Below are 17,037 nucleotides of genomic sequence, written 5' to 3'. Positions count from 1 at the left end.
ATTTACTTAACCATCAAGGTAACAACGAAGCCAATTAGGGTAAGTGCCTCGATGAATGCGCAGCCAAGAATAAAGACTGTGAAGAGACGACCCTGAACCTCAGGCTGACGAGCCATGTTGTTAGCGGCACTCGTTGCTACGGCGCTAATACAAATTGCTGCTCCCATAACGCAAAGAGCATATCCGAAAATACCCACGATTCCTCCTTTTTCGCTCGCCCCTCTCAAGGCGACCAATATACATACCTATCATCAACTGAGCGTGGGCTCAGATGACTTCATCTTTTGTGCCGTTTGGCACCACAGTGTGGCAATGCCACCAACTAAGCGTTTTGCTTAGTGTTCAGACTCTACCAGCTGGATGTAGACAGTAGAGAGTAGGGTAAAAACGTATGCCTGAATGAAGGCAACAATAGTTTCTACCAAATAAATGATAATCAACAGCAGAACCCAGAAGATCGAAAAGCCTGCCTGAGCAGCTGTTGATGCGGAGAAGTTCTCAATAGCTGGCATAAAGTACATAGATGCAAGAATTGCAAATGTACCCATAACGATGTGACCTGCATACATGTTGCAGAACAGACGGACGGCCAGAGTAACCAGACGAAGGAATGTTGAGAAGACCTCAATAACCCAGATAACTGCTGCAATAACAGGGTTAACGCCCTTTGGTGCAAGGCTTAGGATGTAGCCAATAACACCCATCTTCTTTGCACCTACATACATAAAGTATCCAAGGGAGCAAAGGCCAAGAGCGGCAGTAACACCAATAGTACCGGTGCCTGGGTGTGCACCAGGAATAAGACCAATGATGTTGTTGATCAGGATGAACATAAACATAGTGATCAAGAATGGGAAGTGAGTGCGCCAAGTTTCTCCAAGAGAAGCCTTGCAGACGTCATCTCTAATGTACTCAATCAGGTACTCAACGCCATTAACGAAGCGTCCCTGAGGGACGATGCTCTCTGCCTGCTTCTTCTTAAACTTAAAGCAGACAATCAGGAAAATCACAGCAGCGATCAAGAAATAGAAAATGTAGTTAGTGAAACCAAAGGTGGTGTTACCAACCAATGCGTGTGGCAAAAAACTTTCGAGCAGCTCGGCCATCTCTGCTGGCAACTGCGCAAGAACATCCACTCTGTCTCAACCTCCCCATACAATCTGCAACCATTTCAGATTGCCCGTCACTGCTCAGCATACTTGAAACGCAACGTAAGATGCCAAGAATATGCCACTTGGAGTGTATTATCTACCACTCGGCGTGCATATTTGCGACGAACGGCGATACTAGCACTAAATGAATGCATAGTCACGATTACAAAATCAAATAATTGACTTATGCTCAAACTCTCACATTACTGACACATTTCGTGTTAGCTGCCGTTATTGTTTCATTCAACTATAACACTAATAAACTGCTGTTACGTTGCTATTTTCTTGAGAAACACAGTTATGTCCAGGTAAAAATAGTCGCATCAATATCCCCTGGTATTCGCAAAGTTTTTGATATATGCCAACCGTTATTTCTTCTCGTAAAGTGATGATTTGAAAAAAATGATTCAGTACACACGTTATATGAGCGCTGGATCAGGTACTAACGTACGTATTCGCAATTATATTAAATTGCGAGAAGGACGAGGGACTCCTTACTTGGTACCGTAAATACGGTCACCTGCGTCGCCAAGGCCTGGAAGAATGTAAGCATTTGGGCTTAGCTGACGATCAACGGTGCAGGTGTAGAGGCGTACCTCTGGGTCAAAGTCCAGAGTTGCCTTGACACCCTCAGGGCAAGAAACAATAGTCAGGCAACGAATGTCCTTGACACCTGCTTCACGCAGGAACTGAATAGCAGCAGTTAGAGAGCCGCCAGTTGCCAGCATTGGATCAACAACCAGGCAGGTGCGGTTCTCGATGTCTGCAGGGAACTTGCAGTAATACTGGTGAGGAAGATGGGTCTCTGGATCGCGATACATACCAACATGACCGACGCGAGCAGAGGGAACCAGCTCAAGAATGCCGTCAACCATACCAAGGCCAGCGCGAAGAATTGGAATAATAGCAACCTTCTTACCAGCAATGCGCTTAGCAGTCATAGTCTCAAGAGGAGTCTCTACCTCGACATCCTCAAGTGGGAAGTCACGCATTGCCTCGTAGCTCTCAAGAATTGCAAGCTCGTTGACAAGCTCGCGGAACTGCTTAGTGGTGGTTGTCTTGTCACGGAGAATGTGAAGCTTGTGCTGAACTAGTGGGTGGTCAACAACCGTAAGTCTGGACTCATCGTAATCTGCCATAATGCTCCCTCCAAGAGCTTGACCTGCGCTTTATTTGAATGCGAGCAACTTTAACCTAGCCTCTACATTCCCTGCAGGTTTGCGTATGTATTACTTAAGCGGCACTGTTTATGTGCCGCTTACTTACTCAGCGTCAACACCCTTAAAGTTAGGATCATCTTCACGCATGATCTTCTCGACACGTCCCGTATGACGACCGCCTGCAAACTCGGTGCTTAGGAAGGTATCCACAATAGCCTCGTTAACAGCAAGATCGGTGAATCGACCAGAAAGGCCAATGACGTTTGCGTTATTGTGCTCGCGAGCAAGCTCTGCAAACTGAACAGTCTGAACAGGAGTTGCGCGAATACCAGGGACTTTATCAGCAGTCATAGCAATACCAATACCAGTTCCGCAAATCAGAACGCCGCGATCTGCTTTGCCTGCTGCAACTGCACGAGCAACCTTATCTGCAAAATCAGGATAATCAACACGGTCATCGTTTGCGGGACCAAAGTCCAAAACCTCATGACCAAGCGACTTGATGTGCTCAATGATAGGATCTTTCTGGATAAAGCCAGCGTGATCGGAACCAACTGCAATACGCATACGTATCCTCCTCAGAAAATTCACTCCTATAGAGAGTACCGCATGCAGGCAAAAGCTGCAGCCAAAACACATAAAAGGGATAGGATTTTTTATCTATTTTGCAAATCCCGCAGTGGCGAGAATATCCTCGGTTGTGATGGCGCCTTCGCGCAAAATACGCGGTTCATCACCCGTGCAGTCGACAATAGTCGACGCAATAGCAAGGGGCGCCGGACCTCCATCAAGCGTCAAGTCTGCCTGCTCAATAAGGCCTGCTTCAAGGCCACATCCATCAACTGCAGAAGGAGCCCCGTGCGTGTTGGCGCTGGTAGTAGCCAAAGGGCATCCAAGCTGCTGTGCAATCTGACATACTAGAGGTGAGTTGGGCATACGGAGCGCAATGGTTCTGTTATCTGGCAAGACGTACTCATCAGGAACGTTCTCTGATGCAGTAACCACCAGCGTAAGAGCTCCTGGCCAATATGCTTCTACCAGCTTATTTGCCCAGTTATGCGTAATGTGCGCATACTTCTGCAGGTCAGATTTGCTGCCCACAAGCCAGGGAAGCGTCTGCGTTGAAGGACGCTGCTTAATTTCAAAGATGCGCTTATGACCTGGGTTTTGAGGAGTTGCAGCAGCGCCAATGCCATAGACGGAATCGGTGGGCATAATAAGCACGCCACCACGGCGCGCCACCTCAACTGCTAAAGAAACTACAGATGAATCCGGATTCATCTGATCAACTTTGATGTACTCTCCCATAAAACCCTCGACTCATTGTTGTGTGCTGCGCGATATTGCCTGATGCGCACTGATACGCGTTACACAGATTTTCTCGCCAGGCGACTGAAGTGCTACTTTGCTAGGTGCGCCACAAGAATGCGCGGCCTGTGCGTCAGGTCCTCTTTGACCTCAACGGTCTCCCACACACCCTGTTCCTCGGCAAGGTGCGCCGCCTTGTCCAGGTGCCCCTCGTAGAGCTCAACGCAGAGCATACCACCAGGTAGAAGCATATGTGGAGCAGCCTCAAGCAATCGCCTATAGACGTCCAGGCCGTCCTCTCCCCCGTCAAGCGCTAGCTCAGGCTCAAAGCCCTTGACCTCGGCAGGTACCTCCTGCTCAAGCACGCGTGTGGGGATGTAGGGCGGATTAGACACCAACACCGAGAAGGACCGTGCAAGCTCTGTGGGTACGCCTTCTACCAGGTCACACTCAATGAGTTCCACGCGCTCCTGGAGGTCCAGAGCATCTCTGTTGCGAGTTGCCAGCGCAATCGCCTGAGGAGAAAGATCTGTAGCGTAGACGCGTGTCTGTGGACGCTCAGTAGCAATAGAGAGCGATATGCAGCCCGCTCCTACGCCAACCTCAAGCACGCACACTTCCCCGTCAGCGTTTGGAGTTGCCTCGTCAACGCCTGCTAGCGCAACGTCTACCAGCACCTCTGTCTCTGGTCGTGGGATAAGCACGCCTGGCTCGCAGGTAAGAACCAGGTGCCTAAAGGGCATCTCGCCCGTCACGTACTGGAGCGGCTCCCCTTCTGCACGGCGCTTAATTGCCTCGCGCATACGAGTGCGCTCATCCGCAGAAAGCGGCTTGTCAAAGTTAGTGTAGAGCTGAACGCGAGAAAGGCCTGTCACCGCAGACAGGAGCCATTCTGCAGAAAGACGTGGATGCTCATCACCCTTCTTTTCCAGGTGCTGAGTAGTCCACGTCAAAATTTTTTGGATTGTCCAAACTTCATCTGTCATGAAGTTTGCACCTTAAACAGCCTGAGCGAGTTTCTCGGCACGCTCTGCTGCAGCGAGAGCCTCAATAACGGATGGCAGCGTATCGCCCAAAAGAACGCCATTGTAGGTGCCGTTGAAGCCGACGCGGTGGTCAGTTACGCGGTCCTGTGGCTGGTTATATGTACGAATCTTCTCGGAGCGTGCGCCATGGCCAATCTGAGAAAGACGCTCTGCACCCTGCTCAGCCTGCTGACGCTCAAGCTCCATCTCGTAAAGACGGGCACGAAGCATCTGCATGCAGACCTCGCGGTTCTGAATCTGAGAACGCTGGTCCTGAGACTGAACAACGGTATTTGTTGGCAGGTGAGTAATACGAACTGCGGAATACGTGGTGTTAACGCACTGACCGCCAGGGCCGGATGCGCAGTAGGTATCAATACGCAGGTCTTCCTGGTTGATCTGAATATCAATCTCGTCAGCCTCTGGGAGAACTGCAACGGTTGCGGTAGAGGTCTGAATACGGCCCTGAGACTCAGTCTTAGGAACGCGCTGAACACGGTGAACACCGGATTCATACTTCATAACTGAATAGACCTTATCGCCTGTGACCTTGAACTCAATAGTCTTGAAGCCGCCTGCCTCAGATGGAGAGCTGGACAGAATCTCTGTCTTCCAACCACGAGCCTCAGCAAAGCGCTCATACATTTTGAAGAGGTCACCTGCAAAGATTGCCGCCTCATCGCCACCAACACCAGCGCGAATCTCAACGATAGTGTCCTTCTCGTCATTTGGATCGCCTGGAATCAGCATAACCTTGATCTCATCCTCAAGCTGAGGGAGCATCTCTTCATTAGCAGCAATGTCTTCCTGTAGCATCTCTTTTTCTTCTGGATCAGAAGTGGCGTTGAGAAGCTCTTTTGCAGCCTCAATGTCATCGAGGGCAGTGATGTACTTATTGGCGTGAGCAACCAAGTCCGCCTGATTAGAGTGCTCTTTTGCTACGCGAGCATACTCTTTTGGATCAGAGACAACGGCTGGGTCTGCAAGCTTTTGCTCAAGCTCAGCATAGGCATCAACGATTTTTTCTAGCTTGTCACGCATTCCTGCTCCTAAGATAAGTGCCTCGTGCGCGCTTGGCTTATAAGCCTGTGGCCAAACTGTAGCGCAAGCTGCTTGCGAGGTGAGATTTCAACTAAAGAAGTGTACCACCACTAGGCAGTTTTTAAACCGATACCTCGCTATCTGCACAGGATGAGGGTACACAAGTTACGTAATTGTGAGAAAATTACAGCAGGTTCATACGGTAATGAGGCGCCATGACTTCTAAGAATAAAACTTCACAACCAGATAACACGCCTGCTGCAGAGGACATCTCCTCTGATCAGAAGACCCTTGACGCTCAGGCCGTTGAGGCACCCGCCGCTGATGGCGAGAAAACCGACGAGCTTGAAGAGGTCACCGACCCTATTGCTGCTGACATGGCTGCCGCTGACGAAGACTACATCATGGAAATTGTCAGCCCCATCTTCCCTGGTCTAGACGAAGACGGCGAAGAGGACAAGGATGACTCAGCTTCAGATGAAGACTCTTCTGAAAACGATGCAGACAGCACAACTGACCTGGAGAAAATCGTAAACGATGCAGCTCTAACGCAAGATCTTTCTGCGGTAGAAGCTCGCCTCAAAGAGCTTGAAGAGAGCGCCCACGAACACTCAGAGGCCAAAACCGCCGAAGTTCCTTCCAAAAGCGCTACTAGCGCGAGTGATGCAGCGTCCGACGATGATGCAACCTCTATAAAAGATGTTGCAGATACGTTCTCAAGCTATCTTCGCAGTAGGCGTCGTGCACTTTTTAGGTTTGTACGCCGCTACAGCTTGCTTTCTGGCATTCTTGCGCTCTTAAGTCTTGCTCTTTTATCTGCGGTTATCGTCTTCTTTATTCGCGTGAGCAACGTTCCTTCAACAGATACTGTTATCGCTGATGCTCGTACACGAGCCGAAGCTCCAGCTTGGACTCCGGGTGAGTATGACGCTGATGAATCCTTACTGCTGACCGGCATTGAGGTTGTTTCTCGCACCAGAAGCACCACGGCAATCTCCAGCGATGCCGCTCAGTTTGGTGCCACCGGCTACGCCAACTCTGTCGTACGCCTTACCTACACGGGCAACGCAATTGCTGCCACAAAGATTTCCAAGTTAGGATACGCAAATACCCAGGGCTGGAACGCTATTGGTGACGAAGAGACCCAATCTGTCTCCTACCAGGCAACTTCAGGTGTTTCCACAACAAAAGTCCTTGATGCCATTAGCGATGTACTAGCCAAGCTTGATGAAAAAAATCCAAACGAAGCTATTTCTTATAGCTCGCAGTTCTCTGGCGCAACGTTTACTGTTCTTGATGCGGGTTTTGATCGTGAACAGCAGACTTGCTGGGTAAGAATGTCAGGTGTTTCGCCAACCTTCTATGGCTCGCTCACCTGCGATATTACGGCCTCATTTACGTTTGATGCCTCTACGGGCACCTGGTCGCTAGACACAGTCAGCCCCTCGGCAGGACTTAAGTACGACTACAGCGGACTTGTGGGAACGTGGAAGGGCACCTTTGTTAGCTGTGAAGCCAGTAGTGGCAGTCCTTGTTACGCTGGCAGAACTAATCCTTTAACGCTGACCGTAACGTCTGCAGGTTTTTCTCGAGATCAGCTGGTACTTACGGGTACTGCAGAGGGTGTTGTCCACAACCATGGAGCGCTTAACACCTCGTACCGTTGGTATCCAGGTGACACTGAGTTCAAGAACGCATCTGTCTCTCTGACTACTTCTGGAACCATCGGAGATCAAATTCAGGTTTCTGGAGTGGTAGATGTAACCAATGCAAGTCTGGATGCTCATTCTGCTTCTAGCACGTCCCTCAGCACAGCTCAAAAACCACAGTTGAAAGTTACTTTTGATATTGCTGATAACAGCGTGGTAGCTCAGCTTATTTCCACCCACACGGAAAACGGTCAGACCGTCACCTTTACTGATACCTACCAGCTCTCCAAAGAGTAAAAATAATCCCGTCAGGCCGAGTCTTTCCTGACGGGATTTCTATCATCAAATTACGAGAAGTACAAAGGCTTGTTACTGCACCTTGTCTTCTTCCTTATCTGTGGCTTCTTCGTCGTTCTTCTCGCCCTTATGCATACGCCCACGAACAATTCCCACAATTGTAGGGATGATCGAGACCGCAACAATTCCCACAATCAGCAGCTCAAAATGCTCCTGAACTACAGGAATGCCGCCAAAGAAATAGCCGAGCAACACAAACATCGTGGACCAGGTAAGACCGCCCAGAATGTTATAGATGCCAAAGTTGCGCCAGTGCATACCGCCCATACCCGCAATAAAAGGCACGAACGTGCGGATAAAGGGGAAGAAGCGTCCTAAGAAAATTGCCAGATGGCCATGCTTGTCCAAAAACTTCTGGGTCTTCTCAAGATGCTCTGGAGTGAGTGCTTTAACTTTTCCAGAAGCAATGATTTTTTGACCAAAGAAATGGCCAATCATAAAGTTCATCTGATCGCCGAGAATTGCGGCAGCCCACGTAATAACAAGCAAAAAAACAATATTAAAACCACCGTTGTGAGCAAAAAATCCTGCTGCAAAAAGCAGAGAATCACCTGGTAAAAATGGGAAAAAGACTACGCCGGTCTCAATAAAAACAATCAGAAAAACAAAGCCGTACGCAGCGAGAGGACCAGTGGCAATCATTGAAGCAATAAATGCGCGAGGATCTCTAAGCAGCTCAATGATGTAGTTTACAAAACCCATCGAAGTCCAATCGTCGTGACAAATGTCGCGGCAAGCATAGTCAACGCCTAATAAAAGCGCATTGAGTGGGAACGGATGCCCGCAAGTGACCCCTTATGGCTGCTATCTCCCGATCCTGACCAGGTTCGAGGTGTCACGTCATCCGCACCCGCTCAATGCGCTGTAGATACTCTACCCTATTAGAGTAATCTTTGCACAAGTCAAATATCGCTTCTATGCATTTTTTGACGAATTTTTTTCAATTGCTTTGATGATCTTCTCGACGTTCTTTTTTCCTCTTGAGATACCTACATGCAAAATCCCAGCTATAGGAACAGATATGACGAGAAGAACTATGCCGCCCACGAGCACAGCCGTTGCCATGGAACTTGTAGAAAGACTCCCGTACACACTGAGATATATAAGCCATGCTCCAATTGCGATACCAGAATAAGCTGCTCTTCTATAAACGCTTAGCGTTCCAAGAGCTTTTGTTTGCATACGAGCCTCGACAACCAAAGGGTTATCCTCGTGTGAATGAGAAGCTGCTCCTACATAGTTTTTCTTGTTCATAAAAACTCTCAATCAAAAGTGGCATCGCCGTATGACGATGCCACTTTATTACGTTTGTCTTTTCTGCGCCAGACAGGATTTTGCGCAAAAAATTAGTAAGACAGACCTGGGTTGAAGACGCCAATAACAACGCCAACAAGTGCTACAACAACAAGAATAAGCATAACAACTGTTGGGCTGAGCTTCTTCTTAGTCATCAACCACCAGCAAAGGTATACAAACAGAAGGTTCAATACCTTAGGGAAGATGCCATTAAGCGTTGTCTGAATGTCAACACCAGCAATATTCAGAGAAGTTGTGACGTTAATCCATGTAGCAGCAACAGAGCCAATGACCATAGTACCAATCATAACAATGGAGCTACGGAGAGCCTCGGACTCAGGACCAACAAGTGCCTCAACAGCAGAAGAACCCAGGCTATAGCCCTGGTCGTAAGCAAACTTCATGCCGAAGTACATAATGAGGTTCCAGACCACAACATAGAACAGTGGGCCAAGAACGGAACCGCCCTTAGAAAGGCCAAGTGCAATTCCAAGAAGAATTGGAATAAAAGTACCAACGATAATGGAGTCACCAAGACCAGCAAGAGGGCCCATAAGACCAGCGCGAAGGCCATTGATGGTCTCGTCGTCGATTGCCTCACCGTTTGCACGAGCCTCTTCAAGAGAAGCGGTCAAGCCAACAACCATAGAACCAATCTGTGGCTCGGTGTTAAAGAAGGTTGTATAGGTAGAAAGTGCCTCAACCTTTTGGTCATCAGTATCGTAAAGCTCGTCAACGATTGGAAGCATGGATGCAAGGTAACCAAATGTCTGCATGTGCTCCTGAGAGAAGCAGGTAAGATTGCCGTAAATCCAGCTCAAGAAAGACTTATTACGTGCTTTCTGAGAAATGGTTTTCTTTTCAGCCATGATTAAATATCCTCCTCTTCTTCATCGTCTGCGCTTACATTGCCTGATGTTGCAGCAGCCAAACGAACATTCTTTGCCTGCTGAAGCTGATAGTTAAGAACAGCAAAGAAGACTGCTACGACTGCAGAGACAATGAGGTTCAGGCCAAGTGCGCCAGCAAGGATAAAGCCAAAGGCAAAAGTTACCCAATCAAGAGGCTTAGTAATAACCTGCTTGCACAAAATTGCAACACCAACGGTAGGAAGAAGGGTACCAACGGTGAAGAGGGTCATCATTGGGATACCGTTCATAGGAAGGTATTCCTTCATGATGCCAACCATGCTCTCGCCAGCCATGCAAATGAAGAATGTTGGAATGAACGAGAAAAGAATGTGAGAAACCCAAGGGAATACAAAGTCAACCATTGGAATGGTCTTCTTAATACGACCCCACTCTTTGCTCTCCATTGCACGCCAGCCAATACCCTGCCATACAAGGTTCATGGTAGCGGTGCCGTAGAACAAGACGGTACCAAGAGTACCAACAGCTGCGCCAATAGCAGCTGCCTGAGATGCAGCCTCAACAGAGCTTGGATCAAGACCATAAGCCTTGATTGCAAGAATTGCTAGAGGAATACCAATGTAGGAAACTGCACGAACGTCAGCGGAAACAGTTCCGCCAGGTGTTACGAGTGCAATGTAGACCAACTGGATTGCTGCACCAACAATAATGCCAGTCTGGACGTCGCCAAGAATGACACCAACGACAAGACCTGCAACAAGTGGACGACCGAGGGTATAGTTACCTACGGTAGTACCAGCCATGCCAGGTAGTGACGCAAGGCATGCAAACAAACCCAAAAGGGCAGCTTGAAACGCATTAATTGCCATAAAAATCGCCTTCCGAATACTACTTTACGTCAAACTTCTCGCGGAATTTAGGCCACTCACCAATTGCCTTTTCTTTAAGAAGAGCAAATTGAACGGTATAACCAGCTTTGGTTATATCCTCAAATGCCTGTCCCTCTTCTTGAGTAAAGGACTGGTTGTTGCCCAGCTTTACCGCACCAGGACGATCATTACCAGGACCGATAATGACCGTGTTAATTCCTGGCTTAAAACCAAAGTCAACAAGAATTTTCTTCATGTCAACTGGGTTTTTAGTAATAAGAAAATAACGAGAATCGCTGTCTAGAACCTTCTGAGCGCTCTCTTTGAAGTGATCAAATGTCCAAACAAATACTTTCTTGTCAGGTGCTGCTGACTTGTAAGCAGACTTAAGGACAGGATTTGATGCAGCCGCATCATTAACTGCAATGATTCCGTCACAAGGAACCTCAAGGGCCCAACGAGTGACTGTCTGACCATGAATCATGCGGTCATCAACACGAACAAATGAAATCATGTTTTCTCCTAACATATTTCTTACGCAAGCAGCTACGCGTACTTGCAGTAATTACTAAAGGTCTTCCTCGTCATCGTCTTCAAGAGCTAAGACGATCTGATTGACGCCATTTTTTCCTTCGTTCAGGATTGATGACACAAGAGCTTCACCACTTAGGCCATCATCGATTGCCATCAAAGCACCAATTGCCATGGGAAGATTGGCACCACTAAAAGCCACGGTATGAGAAAGCAGGCCTTTTTTGGCGAGAAGATCAAGCGCATTAGTAAGTGGAGAACCACCGATGATGTCGCCAAGAACGACAACTTCGTCGTCAGCAGTCAGAGGCTCAAGAATTTTTGACAAATTCTCTCTATATTCAGCTGCGCCCACGCCATCTTCCATGCTGTAGCTCAAGATGTTTTCTCTGGGTCCCATCAGCATGTCCATTACGCTATGCAGACCTGGTGCAAACGTTCCATGACTTACGAGCAAAAGGTACTTCATTACTGCTCCATTCCAGACATCACCACTGTGGCTGTACTTCGCCTGTATTAACAGCCGTACTACGCCAATACAAAATTTCCAGCCTGTTATGTAAATTGCTATGCATCAAAACTTACATTCCAAGCCAAGTGTCACTTGCCTAGCCGTTATAACACAAAGGTATACATGCGCTATTGGCATTCGCAAATTTTTAATATTCTTGATGTATTATTTTTTTAAATTTTATTTAAATAATTCAATTGATTCAGTTTCTTTTAGATGAACAGGCGTTCTAACAGCATAAAAAAATATGCAGAAATTTTTTGCATATATGAACATAAAAGTAGCAATATTGCATATATTAGATAAAGAAATGTCCGCTCAGCACTCCTCGAAATACATTTCTAAAAGTAAGAAAGAAGGCCATACAAGATGACCTTCTTAACATGAAATAAAAAAATAATTTTATGTTATGTAACGTGTTATGTTCTGTTTCTGCGATAGAAATCAACAAGAGACTGAGTGGAAGCGTCTTGTTTTGCTAGTTCTTCGTCGTTATGAATTGCAGGGAAAATCTGCTTTGCAAGCTGTTTACCAAGCTCTACGCCCCACTGATCAAAGGAATCAATGCCCCACACAACACCTTCAACAAAGGTAATGTGCTCGTAGAGTGCAATAAGCGTACCAATAGCACGAGGATTAAGCTCTTTACCAAAGATAGAAGTAGTTGGCCTATTTCCTTCAAAGACGCGTGCAGAAACCATCCACTCTGGTGTTCCCTCAGCACGGACCTCATCAGCAGTCTTACCAAAAGCAAGCGCTTTAGTCTGCGCAAAGAAATTGGAGAGGAAGAGTTCATGGACGTCTAGGTCTGCATCTTTGGTGGCAAAGGCAGTATTTACAAACGCAATAAAGTCAGCAGGAATAATCTGGGTTCCCTGATGGATAAGCTGGTAGAACGCATGTTGACCATTAGTTCCAGCCTCTCCCCAGAAGATTTCGCCTGTCTTTGAAGTAACCGCCGTACCATCCCAACGAGTAGACTTACCGTTGGATTCCATGGTGAGCTGCTGGAGATATGCAGGGAATCTATGCAGGTACTGACTATATGGAAGTACGGCATGAGATGCTGCGCCAAAGAAATTAACGTACCAAACGTTTAAGAGACCCATGAGAGCAACAACATTTTGTCTCAATGGAGTGTTTTTGAAATATTCATCAACCGCATTAAAGCCACTGAGGAATTCTGCAAAGCGCTGTGGACCAAAAACGATAGCCAGCACAAGACCAACTGCAGAATCAACCGAATAACGGCCGCCAACCCAGTTCCAGAAACCAAAGGTGTTTTCTGGATCAATGCCAAAGTCTTCTACCAAATCAAGCGCAGTTGAAACAGCAACAAAATGCTTACGAATAGCTTCTGCATTCTGAGAATCAGAGCCATCAATAATGCCCTGTTCAGCAAGCTTCTCTAAAAGCCACGCACGAGCACAACGTGCATTGGTAAGTGTTTCAAGTGTGGTAAAGGTCTTGGAAACAACAATGAAGAGCGTTGTTTCTGGATCAAGATCCTCGGTTTTCTCGCCAAGGTCAACAGGGTCAATGTTGGAGACAAAGCGAGCAGTAATACCGGCGTCAGCAAAAGGCTTTAGGGCCTCGTAAACCATAACAGGACCAAGGTCAGAGCCACCAATACCAATACTTACAACAGTCTTGATAGGCTTGCCAGAAACGCCTTTCCACTCTCCCGAGCGAACTCGGTCACAGAAGGCGTACATCTTGTTCAGCGTCTGGTGAACGTCGGCGACAACATCTTGACCATCAACAATAAGCGTGCCTGCTTCAGAGGCAGGACGACGAAGTGCTGTATGAAGAACTGCTCGGTCTTCAGTAGTGTTGATATGCATGCCGACATACATAGCGTCTCTACGCTCTTCAAGCTTGACCTCTTTTGCAAGGTCACACAGAAGATCAAGTGTCTCTTGCGTGGCAAGGTTTTTAGAAAGATCAATATGGAACTGATCTAGCTCAAACGTAAGATTCTTGGCACGCTGTGAGTCTTCTGCAAACCATTCCTTCAGCGTAGCCTTAGTATCTTTTAAGCTGGTGTAATGCTCTGTAAGTGCCTGCCAAGCTTTAGTCTGTGTTGCGTCAGTAGGCAAAATGCTTGGTGCTGTAGGTGATGCCATACCAGTCTCCTTCTTTTGACTACCTCAAGGATAGTCTGAGCAACGCTCATGAAACGTCACAATGTTGTTTTTCGTAAAAAAATACGACAAATCATTACTAATAGGGTTCCCCCAAAGGTGGAACCTGTTTAATTGCAGCCCAGCGCATCTGCTTCTGATGAGGATCATCAAGCGCTGAAGCAAAATTATCAAGATTTACCATCCGCATTCCGCACACACGAACAAGAACACGGGGCGAGAAGGTCTTCTCGGCATCAGTTTTAAGCTGTTCAAGCTCTCCTGCGTATGCTTCACGCACTGATGCAACTGCTGCATCATTTACCAGGAGCACCGTGTCAGGGCTAAAAGCACTTATCGCCTGCCTAACGAGCTCTGGATTTATAGGATCGCCTGTTTTTGTTGTGGTAAGCAAGGTGGCCCATGCCTCAGGTGCATAGCCTAAATGCTCTAAAGAAGCTTTAAGTGCAGAAAGTTCAGCCTCTTCAAAGTCTTCCTGGCCTTTTACCAATAAAACCGATGCAAAAGCATTGCCTGCCATACACACCCCCTGAGCAGCAAAATCTCCAAACTCATGCGTTGTTTTTGCCATGTAGGCTTCTTTTCGCATAGATCTTTCGCTTGGCATGCGCACCTCTTTCTTATATGCCAACTATGCACGTAATTCACAATTTGAGCAAGTCTACAAAGTTATGTGTATACACTTCCCTAATTTGGGGATAAGTTTGCTAGCAATAAAAAGTTAATGGCTTTATAGCCGTATGTAACTGGAGGTTCACTATGGCACAGCAGCTCACTACTGCAGAGTTCGATTCTGTTCTTGCTAACGCAGACAAGCCTGTCCTCGTTGATTTCTGGGCATCCTGGTGTGGTCCTTGCCGCGCTCTTGGTCCAGTCGTTGAGGAAGTTGGCCATGAGATGGCAGACAAGCTTGACGTCTACAAGGTAAATGTTGACGACGAGGCTGATCTTGCAACTCGTTTCCGCATCGTTTCTATCCCAACCCTCATCCTCTTCAAGAACGGTGAGCCAGTTCACACCATGGTTGGCAATCTTCCTAAGGCTGACCTCGTCTCTGAGCTTAACGCTAACCTGTAAGTTCTTGTGTGCCACGCGGCTGCGCTGGCTTATCATTGAACTAAGCGGCGGTACGTCTATCGGCGTGCCGCCTTTTTGTTACAAGGAGAACTAATGGCCGATAAAAGCCTTGATGCTCAAAAGACAGGACTTTTAACAGGAGTTCGCAAGCGCCTTTTTTTACAGCGTCTGCGTTCTAGCCTTTCTACCATCATTCTGCTTGTCTCTTCAGCAATTTTTATTTTTTTGCTGATTGACGTTTCTGAAGGTGACGTCATCGGCATTGATCACTTTGCCTACAGGCTCTTTGTTGTCCACCTGAGAACTCCACTTCTTACAGAGGTTATGGAAGGGTTCTCTGGACTTGCAAGCCCCGTCACCGTTATTGTCATGCTTATTGTGGTTGCCGCGTTTGCACCAGGGCCAAGTGTCGGCAGGCTTGCCTTTATTAATCTGGGTGGCGTTGTTATTGTTGACCTTATCTTTAAGGCTATTGTCCAGCGTCCTCGTCCAGATGGCTTTAGGCTAGTAGTTGAAACTGGCTACAGCTTCCCGTCGGGCCACTCGATGTTCTCGATGGCTTTTTATGGCCTACTCATTTGGCTTGTCTGGCATTACGAGAAAGACAAGCTACAGCGTTGGATTTGGTGTGGCCTGTTCTCAGGTGTCATCATTATGATTGGCGTCAGTAGAATTTATCTGGGTGTGCACTACGCTACCGACGTCATTGGTGGTTTCTCGCTTGCCCTTGTATGGCTAGTGCTTTTTACCAAGCTGATGATTCCATCGCTTATTTACAAGAAGAAAGCACCTCAAGCGAAGACAGACTAATAATCTCTGCGCTGACTACCTGGGCTGTTTCATCATCAACAATAATGCGTCCCATTGTTGCGCCCTCGCGACCGCGCGGGTAGGTAGGGCTTCCTGGATTCATTACAAGCGTGTTGGTCCACTCGTCACGCTGCACAAAAGGCTTATGCGTATGACCACAAATAGCAATATTGCATTTAACCAGGTCAAGCCTTTCGCGATAATGACATACCTGCCACTTTAAGCCGGCCGCAAAGAAAATAATCTTTTTCTTTACCATGGGGCCATAGTTGTAGCAAAAGTCATTATTACCCAGGCAGAGCTTTACCGGAGCAATCTTCTGCAGTGTCTGATAATCGGCGTTAGAGGTAATATCTCCTGCATGCACAATGTAGTTGGCGCCTTGCAGAGCTTCAAGCAACTCAGATGACAAATACCCATGCGTATCTGAAATTACGTCAAACCTTACTAGTGCCATACCAAACTCCTACGTGCGCTTTTTGCTGCTGGCGAGAAACCCTTTGAGCTTCTACAGTCCCAGTGCTCGCTTGAGTGCAACCACACGACGGCGAGAAACCGAAATGTGACGCTCCTCAAATCCCTGAATAGTCAACTGTAGGATACCAGCAGAGATAACCTCAACATCGTCAACATACTCAAGATTCACGATAAAGCTACGATGAATGCGGAAGAATCCGTGTGGAGCAAGGCGCTCTTCAAGTTTTTGCAGAGAAATAGTAGACAAGAAGCGATCGTCTTCTGTGTAGATGCAAGAATAATCGTCTTTTGCCTCAATAAAGCGAATCTGATCAATTGGAACAAGAACCTTGCTTCCGCTCTTAATGACAGGAATTCGCTCAATGGTTGCCATAGGAGACTGAGGACGAAGGCGCTCCTCAACCTTATCAAGAGCCTGCTCAAGGCGCTCGGTCTCAACGGGCTTCATCAGGTAATCTACCGCGTTAACGCCAAAAGCATCCAGCGCGTACTCGCTATATGCAGTGACAAACACAATCTGGGGAGGATTCTTCAGTTTGTGAAGAGCCTCTGCAAGCTGCATTCCATTTGTCTTAGGCATGGAGATGTCGAGGAACAAGACCTCAACACGAGACTCCATGAGTTTCTCGACAGCATCTCTTGCACTTGTGGCCTCAATGATTTCCTCGAGACGTCCGGTCTCCTCAAGCAAGAACTTGAGTTCAGAACGGGCTGGAGCCTCGTCATCAACAATCATGGCACGCATGTCATTCACTCCCAACG

The 17,037-nt window shown here is 47.4% G+C and carries 20 protein-coding genes and 1 other RNA gene; 3 read left to right on the top strand and 18 right to left on the bottom strand.

The genetic code is table 11. The features are described 5' to 3' along the window. Positions 1-2: 2 nt before the first annotated feature. The 7 genes from HMPREF1647_RS01625 to prfA all read right to left on the bottom strand — a co-directional run bounded on the left by HMPREF1647_RS01625 (position 3) and on the right by prfA (position 5,685). On the bottom strand, positions 3-197 hold the full coding sequence (locus HMPREF1647_RS01625; protein WP_035431474.1) for an ATP synthase subunit c family protein: 195 nt from the start codon (positions 195-197) through the stop codon (positions 3-5). A gap of 138 nt (positions 198-335) precedes the next feature. Further along, positions 336-1,136: a F0F1 ATP synthase subunit A gene (atpB, locus tag HMPREF1647_RS01620; RefSeq protein ID WP_035427215.1), complete on the bottom strand. Its 801-nt coding sequence runs from the start codon at positions 1,134-1,136 to the stop codon at positions 336-338. A 509-nt stretch (positions 1,137-1,645) separates the two neighbouring features. Continuing rightward, positions 1,646-2,290 carry a uracil phosphoribosyltransferase gene (gene upp, locus HMPREF1647_RS01615; protein ID WP_035427213.1) on the bottom strand — a complete coding sequence of 215 codons (645 nt, stop codon included), beginning with the start codon at positions 2,288-2,290 and terminating at the stop codon, positions 1,646-1,648. A gap of 123 nt (positions 2,291-2,413) precedes the next feature. Continuing rightward, positions 2,414-2,878, bottom strand: coding sequence for a ribose 5-phosphate isomerase B (gene rpiB, locus HMPREF1647_RS01610; protein WP_012809387.1), 465 nt, complete (start codon positions 2,876-2,878; stop codon positions 2,414-2,416). 93 nt (positions 2,879-2,971) lie between these two features. Next, positions 2,972-3,619 carry an L-threonylcarbamoyladenylate synthase gene (locus tag HMPREF1647_RS01605; RefSeq protein ID WP_035431472.1) on the bottom strand — a complete coding sequence of 216 codons (648 nt, stop codon included), beginning with the start codon at positions 3,617-3,619 and terminating at the stop codon, positions 2,972-2,974. A 92-nt stretch (positions 3,620-3,711) separates the two neighbouring features. After that, on the bottom strand, positions 3,712-4,605 hold the full coding sequence (gene prmC, locus HMPREF1647_RS01600; RefSeq protein WP_035431470.1) for a peptide chain release factor N(5)-glutamine methyltransferase: 894 nt from the start codon (positions 4,603-4,605) through the stop codon (positions 3,712-3,714). Between the two features lie 12 nt (positions 4,606-4,617). Further along, positions 4,618-5,685, bottom strand: coding sequence for a peptide chain release factor 1 (prfA, locus tag HMPREF1647_RS01595; RefSeq protein WP_012809390.1), 1,068 nt, complete (start codon positions 5,683-5,685; stop codon positions 4,618-4,620). 215 nt (positions 5,686-5,900) lie between these two features. Here prfA and HMPREF1647_RS01590 point away from each other — a divergent pair, with 215 nt between their 5' ends. After that, entirely contained in the window at positions 5,901-7,631 is a 1,731-nt protein-coding gene (locus HMPREF1647_RS01590) for a hypothetical protein (protein WP_052039087.1), read from the top strand. A 72-nt stretch (positions 7,632-7,703) separates the two neighbouring features. Here HMPREF1647_RS01590 and HMPREF1647_RS01585 read toward each other — a convergent pair whose 3' ends face one another. From HMPREF1647_RS01585 to HMPREF1647_RS01550, 9 genes are all read right to left on the bottom strand, one after another. Continuing rightward, the gene (locus HMPREF1647_RS01585) at positions 7,704-8,393 is read right to left on the bottom strand and encodes a VTT domain-containing protein (RefSeq protein WP_035431468.1); all 690 of its coding nucleotides are present in this window, start codon (positions 8,391-8,393) and stop codon (positions 7,704-7,706) included. A 59-nt stretch (positions 8,394-8,452) separates the two neighbouring features. Next, an RNA gene (gene ffs, locus HMPREF1647_RS06910) (signal recognition particle sRNA small type) lies at positions 8,453-8,548 on the bottom strand. A 58-nt stretch (positions 8,549-8,606) separates the two neighbouring features. Then, positions 8,607-8,945 carry a hypothetical protein gene (locus HMPREF1647_RS01580; protein ID WP_035431466.1) on the bottom strand — a complete coding sequence of 113 codons (339 nt, stop codon included), beginning with the start codon at positions 8,943-8,945 and terminating at the stop codon, positions 8,607-8,609. Between the two features lie 92 nt (positions 8,946-9,037). Beyond that, the gene (locus HMPREF1647_RS01575; protein ID WP_035427204.1) at positions 9,038-9,856 is read right to left on the bottom strand and encodes a PTS system mannose/fructose/sorbose family transporter subunit IID; all 819 of its coding nucleotides are present in this window, start codon (positions 9,854-9,856) and stop codon (positions 9,038-9,040) included. A gap of 2 nt (positions 9,857-9,858) precedes the next feature. Continuing rightward, complete coding sequence (locus HMPREF1647_RS01570; protein ID WP_035427203.1) at positions 9,859-10,725, bottom strand: PTS mannose/fructose/sorbose/N-acetylgalactosamine transporter subunit IIC; 867 nt, start codon at positions 10,723-10,725, stop codon at positions 9,859-9,861. 19 nt (positions 10,726-10,744) lie between these two features. Further along, positions 10,745-11,239, bottom strand: a complete 495-nt coding sequence (locus tag HMPREF1647_RS01565; protein ID WP_035427201.1) for a PTS sugar transporter subunit IIB — start codon at positions 11,237-11,239, stop codon at positions 10,745-10,747. Between the two features lie 54 nt (positions 11,240-11,293). Continuing rightward, positions 11,294-11,725, bottom strand: coding sequence for a PTS sugar transporter subunit IIA (locus HMPREF1647_RS01560; protein ID WP_035431464.1), 432 nt, complete (start codon positions 11,723-11,725; stop codon positions 11,294-11,296). Positions 11,726-12,186: 461 nt separating this feature from the next. Further along, positions 12,187-13,893: a glucose-6-phosphate isomerase gene (gene pgi, locus HMPREF1647_RS01555; RefSeq protein WP_035431463.1), complete on the bottom strand. Its 1,707-nt coding sequence runs from the start codon at positions 13,891-13,893 to the stop codon at positions 12,187-12,189. Between the two features lie 97 nt (positions 13,894-13,990). Next, on the bottom strand, positions 13,991-14,482 hold the full coding sequence (locus HMPREF1647_RS01550) for a hypothetical protein (protein ID WP_262363776.1): 492 nt from the start codon (positions 14,480-14,482) through the stop codon (positions 13,991-13,993). Positions 14,483-14,670: 188 nt separating this feature from the next. On the opposite strand from HMPREF1647_RS01550, the gene trxA reads away from it, so the two are divergent. Both trxA and HMPREF1647_RS01540 read left to right on the top strand, forming a co-directional pair. Next, a complete protein-coding gene (gene trxA, locus HMPREF1647_RS01545) occupies positions 14,671-14,988 on the top strand; it encodes a thioredoxin (protein WP_035431459.1) in 318 nt (105 codons plus the stop codon). A gap of 93 nt (positions 14,989-15,081) precedes the next feature. Next, positions 15,082-15,798: a phosphatase PAP2 family protein gene (locus HMPREF1647_RS01540; protein WP_035431457.1), complete on the top strand. Its 717-nt coding sequence runs from the start codon at positions 15,082-15,084 to the stop codon at positions 15,796-15,798. On the opposite strand, the gene HMPREF1647_RS01535 is transcribed toward HMPREF1647_RS01540, so the two are convergent. After that, positions 15,758-16,255, bottom strand: coding sequence for a metallophosphoesterase family protein (locus tag HMPREF1647_RS01535; RefSeq protein WP_035431455.1), 498 nt, complete (start codon positions 16,253-16,255; stop codon positions 15,758-15,760). The two genes, HMPREF1647_RS01540 and HMPREF1647_RS01535, sit on opposite strands and share 41 nt — an antisense overlap. Before the next feature lie 51 nt (positions 16,256-16,306). Beyond that, complete coding sequence (locus HMPREF1647_RS01530) at positions 16,307-17,020, bottom strand: LytR/AlgR family response regulator transcription factor (RefSeq protein ID WP_035431453.1); 714 nt, start codon at positions 17,018-17,020, stop codon at positions 16,307-16,309. Between the last annotated feature and the right edge of the window lie 17 nt (positions 17,021-17,037).

Source organism: Lancefieldella parvula DNF00906 (assembly GCF_000758945.1).
Lineage (GTDB): Bacteria > Actinomycetota > Coriobacteriia > Coriobacteriales > Atopobiaceae > Lancefieldella > Lancefieldella parvula_C.
This window is presented reverse-complemented; position numbering and strand designations above follow the sequence as displayed.

Bases quoted from the DNA above. Each gene is read 5' to 3' on its own strand.
- upp (WP_035427213.1), bottom strand. From the start codon at position 2,290: ATGGCAGATTACGATGAGTCCAGACTTACGGTTGTTGACCACCCACTA.
- rpiB (WP_012809387.1), bottom strand. From the start codon at position 2,878: ATGCGTATTGCAGTTGGTTCCGATCACGCTGGCTTTATCCAGAAAGAT.
- HMPREF1647_RS01605 (WP_035431472.1), bottom strand. From the start codon at position 3,619: ATGGGAGAGTACATCAAAGTTGATCAGATGAATCCGGATTCATCTGTA.
- prmC (WP_035431470.1), bottom strand. From the start codon at position 4,605: ATGACAGATGAAGTTTGGACAATCCAAAAAATTTTGACGTGGACTACT.
- prfA (WP_012809390.1), bottom strand. From the start codon at position 5,685: ATGCGTGACAAGCTAGAAAAAATCGTTGATGCCTATGCTGAGCTTGAG.
- HMPREF1647_RS01590 (WP_052039087.1), top strand. From the start codon at position 5,901: ATGACTTCTAAGAATAAAACTTCACAACCAGATAACACGCCTGCTGCA.
- HMPREF1647_RS01585 (WP_035431468.1), bottom strand. From the start codon at position 8,393: ATGGGTTTTGTAAACTACATCATTGAGCTGCTTAGAGATCCTCGCGCA.
- HMPREF1647_RS01580 (WP_035431466.1), bottom strand. From the start codon at position 8,945: ATGAACAAGAAAAACTATGTAGGAGCAGCTTCTCATTCACACGAGGAT.
- HMPREF1647_RS01575 (WP_035427204.1), bottom strand. From the start codon at position 9,856: ATGGCTGAAAAGAAAACCATTTCTCAGAAAGCACGTAATAAGTCTTTC.
- HMPREF1647_RS01570 (WP_035427203.1), bottom strand. From the start codon at position 10,725: ATGGCAATTAATGCGTTTCAAGCTGCCCTTTTGGGTTTGTTTGCATGC.
- HMPREF1647_RS01565 (WP_035427201.1), bottom strand. From the start codon at position 11,239: ATGATTTCATTTGTTCGTGTTGATGACCGCATGATTCATGGTCAGACA.
- HMPREF1647_RS01560 (WP_035431464.1), bottom strand. From the start codon at position 11,725: ATGAAGTACCTTTTGCTCGTAAGTCATGGAACGTTTGCACCAGGTCTG.
- pgi (WP_035431463.1), bottom strand. From the start codon at position 13,893: ATGGCATCACCTACAGCACCAAGCATTTTGCCTACTGACGCAACACAG.
- HMPREF1647_RS01550 (WP_262363776.1), bottom strand. From the start codon at position 14,482: ATGGCAAAAACAACGCATGAGTTTGGAGATTTTGCTGCTCAGGGGGTG.
- trxA (WP_035431459.1), top strand. From the start codon at position 14,671: ATGGCACAGCAGCTCACTACTGCAGAGTTCGATTCTGTTCTTGCTAAC.
- HMPREF1647_RS01540 (WP_035431457.1), top strand. From the start codon at position 15,082: ATGGCCGATAAAAGCCTTGATGCTCAAAAGACAGGACTTTTAACAGGA.
- HMPREF1647_RS01535 (WP_035431455.1), bottom strand. From the start codon at position 16,255: ATGGCACTAGTAAGGTTTGACGTAATTTCAGATACGCATGGGTATTTG.
- HMPREF1647_RS01530 (WP_035431453.1), bottom strand. From the start codon at position 17,020: ATGCGTGCCATGATTGTTGATGACGAGGCTCCAGCCCGTTCTGAACTC.